Origin of the sequence: Streptomyces sp. SM1, from assembly GCF_002910825.1 — a bacterium.
Classification (GTDB): Bacteria; Actinomycetota; Actinomycetes; order Streptomycetales; family Streptomycetaceae; genus Streptomyces; species Streptomyces okerensis.
In genome coordinates, this window is sequence record NZ_NEUB01000294.1 from 1 (window position 1) to 2,292 (window position 2,292).

Consider the following 2,292-nt stretch of genomic DNA (forward strand, 5'->3'; position numbering starts at 1 on the left):
CCGTTCCTGCGCCGCGCCGGTCACGGCGTCCGGGGCCGGGCCCCCGGACGGGGCCGGTTCCGGTGCGTCCGTGGGCTGTTCGAGGATGGTGTGGGCGTTGGTGCCGCTGACTCCGAAGGAGGACACCGCGGCCCGGCGGGGGCGGCCGGTCTCCGGCCACGGGGCGTCGTCGGTGAGCAGCCGGACCGCTCCGGCCGTCCAGTCCACCAAGGGCGTCGGGCTGTCGACGTGCAGGGTGCGCGGCAGCGCCCCGTGCCGCATGGCCTGGACCATCTTGATGATGCCGGCGACTCCGGCGGCGGCCTGGCTGTGGCCGATGTTCGACTTGAGCGATCCCAGCCACAGCGGCTGTGCGGCGCCGCGCTCGCGGCCGTAGGTGGCCAGCAGGGCCTGGGCCTCGATCGGGTCGCCCAGCCGGGTCCCGGTGCCGTGCGCCTCCACCGCGTCGACCTCGGAGGCGGCCAGCCCGGCGTCGGCGAGCGCCGCCCGGATGACGCGCTGCTGGGAGGGGCCGCTGGGGGCGGTGAGGCCGTTGCTGGCGCCGTCCTGGTTGACGGCGGAGCCGCGGACGAGGGCGAGGACCGGGTGGCCGTTGCGCCGGGCGTCCGAGAGGCGTTCCAGGACGAGCAGTCCGGCGCCCTCGGCCCAGGAGGTGCCGTCGGCGGCGGCGGCGAACGGCTTGCAGCGGCCGTCCTCGGCGAGCACCCGCTGCCGGCTGAACTCCACGAAGGCGCCCGGTGTCGACATCACGGTCACCCCGCCCGCGAGGGCGAGCGAGCACTCGCCGGCCCGCAGCGACCGGGCCGCGAGGTGGACGGCGACCAGCGACGAGGAGCAGGCTGTGTCGACGGTGACCGCGGGCCCTTCGAGTCCGAGGCTGTAGGAGACCCGACCGGAGGCGACGCTGCCCGCGCTGCCGATGCCGAGGTAGCCCTCGAACTCCTCGGAGGGCTCGGTGACGCGCGAGCCGTAGTCGTGGTGGCTGCATCCGACGAAGACGCCGCTGTCACTGCCCTTGAGGGACAGCGGGTCGATGCCGACCCGCTCGAACGCCTCCCAGGAGAGTTCGAGGAGCAGCCGCTGCTGGGGGTCGATGGTCAGCGCCTCGCGCGGGGAGATCCCGAAGAAGGCCGGGTCGAAGCGGTCGGCGTCGTGGAGGAAGCCGCCTTCGCGGGCGTAGGTGCTGCCGACCCGTTCGGGGTCGGGGTCGTAGAGGCCGTCCAGGTCCCAGCCGCGGCCGGTGGGGAAGCCGGAGATGGCGTCCTGCCCGGTGGCGACGAGGTCCCACAGCTCTTCGGGGGTGCTGACGCCGCCGGGGTAGCGGCAGCTCATGGCGACCACCGCGATGGCCTCGTCCTCGGCCACGGCCGCCGCCGGTAAGGGTGCCCGCCCGGCGTCGGCGGGCGCCGCCGGGGTGTCGGTGCCCGGCAGTTCGCCGCGCAGGTAGCCGGCGAGGCCGGTGGCGGTCGGGTAGTCGAAGGCGAGGGTCACCGAGAGGCGCAGTCCGGTGGCTTCGGCGAGCCGGTTGCGCAGGTCGACGGCGGTCAGCGAGTCGAAGCCGATGTCCTTGAACACCTGGTGGGGTCCCACCGCCTCGGGCCCGGGGTGGCCGAGCACGGCGGCGACTTCGGTGCGGACCAGGTCGAGGAGGGCCCGGTCGAGTTCGGCCGGGGGCAGGGCGGCCAGCCGCCGGGCCGTCGGCTCGGCGCCGTCGCCCGTACGGGACCCCTGCGCGGCGTCGCGTACGGCCCGCACCTCGGGCAGGTCGGCGAGGGCGGCGCTGGGCCGCAGGGCGGTGAACGCCCGGGTGAAGCGGTCCCAGGCGAAGTCGGCGACGAGGACGGCGGTGTCGTCGTGGTCGAGCGCCCGTTGCAGGGCGAGGGCGGCGGTGGCGGGGTCCATGGCGGGCAGGCCGTCGCGGATCAGCCGTTCGCTGACGGCCCCGGAGGCGAGGCTGTCGCCGCCCCACAGGCCCCAGGCGACCGAGGTGCCGGGGAGGCCGAGGTCTCGGCGGTGCCGGGCCAGGGCGTCGAGGTAGGCGTTGGCGGCGGCGTAACTGCCCTGGCCGGTGCCGCCGAGGGTGCCGGCAAGCGAGGAGAACAGCACGAAGGCGGTGAGGTCGAGGTCGCGGGTGAGGGCATCGAGGTTGCGGGCGCCGTCCAGCTTGGGGTGCAGGACGCCGGCCGCGCGCTCGGGGGTTATCGAGTCGATCACGCCGTCGTCGAGGACGCCCGCGGTGTGCAGCACGGCGCGCAGCGGGCGCTCGGCCGGTATGCTGGCGAGCAGGTCCGC

The 2,292-nt window shown here is 75.7% G+C and carries 1 protein-coding gene; it reads right to left on the reverse strand.

Annotated elements, in window-relative coordinates:
• The coding region (locus B9S61_RS07125) for a type I polyketide synthase (RefSeq protein ID WP_146064742.1) at positions 1–2,292 on the reverse strand (2,292 nt) is incomplete at both ends.